Annotated in this window: 2 protein-coding genes and 1 tRNA gene; 1 reads left to right on the top strand and 2 read right to left on the bottom strand. The window is 46.6% G+C overall.

What is annotated here, in order from left to right; translation table 11 throughout:
• Positions 1-1,132 (bottom strand): DEAD/DEAH box helicase (locus KDK17_RS13415; RefSeq protein ID WP_257288263.1); only part of this gene is annotated, 1,132 nt, incomplete at its 3' end.
• A 124-nt stretch (positions 1,133-1,256) separates the two neighbouring features.
• On the opposite strand from KDK17_RS13415, the gene KDK17_RS13410 reads away from it, so the two are divergent.
• Complete coding sequence (locus KDK17_RS13410) at positions 1,257-1,916, top strand: XRE family transcriptional regulator (protein WP_257288262.1); 660 nt, start codon at positions 1,257-1,259, stop codon at positions 1,914-1,916.
• Positions 1,917-2,065: 149 nt separating this feature from the next.
• On the opposite strand, the gene KDK17_RS13405 is transcribed toward KDK17_RS13410, so the two are convergent.
• Positions 2,066-2,141, bottom strand: a tRNA-Phe gene (locus tag KDK17_RS13405).
• Positions 2,142-2,226: the final 85 nt, after the last annotated feature.

Here is a 2,226-nt window from a genome sequence, read left to right as displayed (position 1 = left end):
GCTTTGGGCTACCTATTTCAGGGCTGAACAGATCATAGCGATTTCCGGCAAAGTCTATCACCAGACAATCTTTCTTGCTTTCTGCCAGACGAAGCCCGCGGCCCACAATCTGTTGATAAAGACTGACAGACTCTGTGGGGCGAAGAATAGCGATCAAATCAACATGAGGGGCATCGAAGCCGGTGGTTAATACTGACACGTTGACGAGATATTTGATCTTCTGAGCCTTGAAAGCCTGAATCAGGTTGTCACGCGCCTGAGTGTGCGTGTCACCAATAATCAAAGCAGATTCAGATTCTGGCAGATAGCCTATTATTTCCCGGGCATGATCCACGGTGGAGGCGAAAATCATGACGCCTTTTCTGTCTTCTGACGCTTTCATAACCTGGGTGATGATCTGTTTCGTTGCCCGCCCTTTGCCTTTCAGAAGCTTGTTCAGATCCGCTTCGCTGCAGCGACCAAAACGGTCTCTTGATAAAAGGCTAAAGTCGTAAAAAATAACTGGAGCATCGATTAAAGTTGCGGGTGTCAGATAGTGATTTTTAATCATGTACGACAATGGAAGTTCATAGATACAGCTTTTGAAAAATCGCTTTTCAGCCGTTTTCAGGGTGCCTTTTTTGTTTCCAGGCAAGTAATGCTGATAAATCCAGCCGATTCCAAGCCGATAGGGTGTAGCCGTTAACCCCAGTATTTTCAGCCTCGGATTGAGCGTTTGGAGGTGCTCTATGACCCTGTGATAACTGGAGGTTTTCTCCAGAGAAACCCGATGGCACTCATCAATGACCAGTAGCGAGAAATGATCGTCATCAAACTGATTCAGGTTTTTGGCGACCGATTGAATACTGCCGAATACAACCTGCTCAGAAGCTTCCTTCCTGCCCAGGCCGGCACTGAAAATGGAGGCTTTCAAATCATAGCTCTCATACTTGGCATGATTCTGTTCAACCAGCTCTTTGACATGAGCCAGAATCAAAACCCGGCCACGGGCAATTCGCCCCAGTTCACTGATCACCAGACTTTTACCTGCACCTGTGGGCAGAACCACAAGAGCAGGGTCGTCACTTTTGCGAAAATGCTGTATCACTTTGGAAACAGCTTCTTTTTGATAAGAGCGTAGCCGGAAAGTCATTGATTGATTATATAGGTCCTTGATAAAAGGCTGAACAGCGAATGACTTTTCATATCTATATCACTGGCTTCAGACCTGCTGTTGTATAATCAACCCTTTATTCTTTTTCAGGACAAAGCAGGGTATGGCAAACGCTTTCGCACGTCGATTTCAGTTGATAGTTGATCGTCTGACACAGGGTAACAAAAAACAGTTTGCCGAAATGACAGGTAAATCCGCCTCTCATATCTATAAAATCTGTCGGGGTACCAGCCGCCCTTCCATGGCTTATCTGGAAAGTCTCTATGATGAGTTTCGGGTAGACTTAAACTGGCTGCTGACGGGTAATCAAAACGACAGTGGACAAATCTCTGATACTTCAGACAGTAAAGAAATTGTCTTCACTCCTATGTTTGATGTGCAGGCCAGTGCAGGGATGGGCTCTGTAGTGCAAGGTGAAGATGTCAGCGACTATTTTGCCTTTAATAAAGCCTTTCTGAGCCGACAGCTGGGCGTTTCCGGTGAAAACCTGGCATTTGTCACGATCACTGGTGACAGTATGCTTCCTACTTTTCGGGACGGAGACCAGGTGTTGGTAGATATGTCCCGGAAATCAGTTCAGAGTGAAGCGGTTTATCTTATTCAGACAGACGATGGTTTGATGGCCAAGCGGGTCAAACAGATACAGCATGAACTGGAAATAACCAGCGATAACCCTGAGTATCCCGGTTGGAATATTGATCTGAAAAAGCTGGAAGAGAATCCGGTAGTGGGCAAGATCATCTGGTGTGCCCGGGCGGTTTGAGCACTATGGTAGGGGTACAATTTTCAATATCGTTGAGCCAGAAAAAGCATTCTGTCATGCTAATCCGCTATAGCAGAATTGGCACTAAGGAAGCAGTGTCCCCTGCAAATAAAAAAGGGTTACGATTGCTCGTAACCCTTTTTTATATATGGTGCCTAGGGGCGGAATCGAACCACCGACACGCGGATTTTCAATCCGCTGCTCTACCAACTGAGCTACCCAGGCCAGAATGCTTGTCGACTAGCACCATCATCGTGAAGACAGATGGTGCCTAGGGGCGGAATCGAACCACCGACACGCGGATTTTCAA

The sequence above is a fragment of the Endozoicomonas sp. SESOKO2 genome (assembly GCF_024606245.1).
Classification (GTDB): Bacteria; Pseudomonadota; Gammaproteobacteria; order Pseudomonadales; family Endozoicomonadaceae; genus Endozoicomonas_A.
This window is presented reverse-complemented; position numbering and strand designations above follow the sequence as displayed.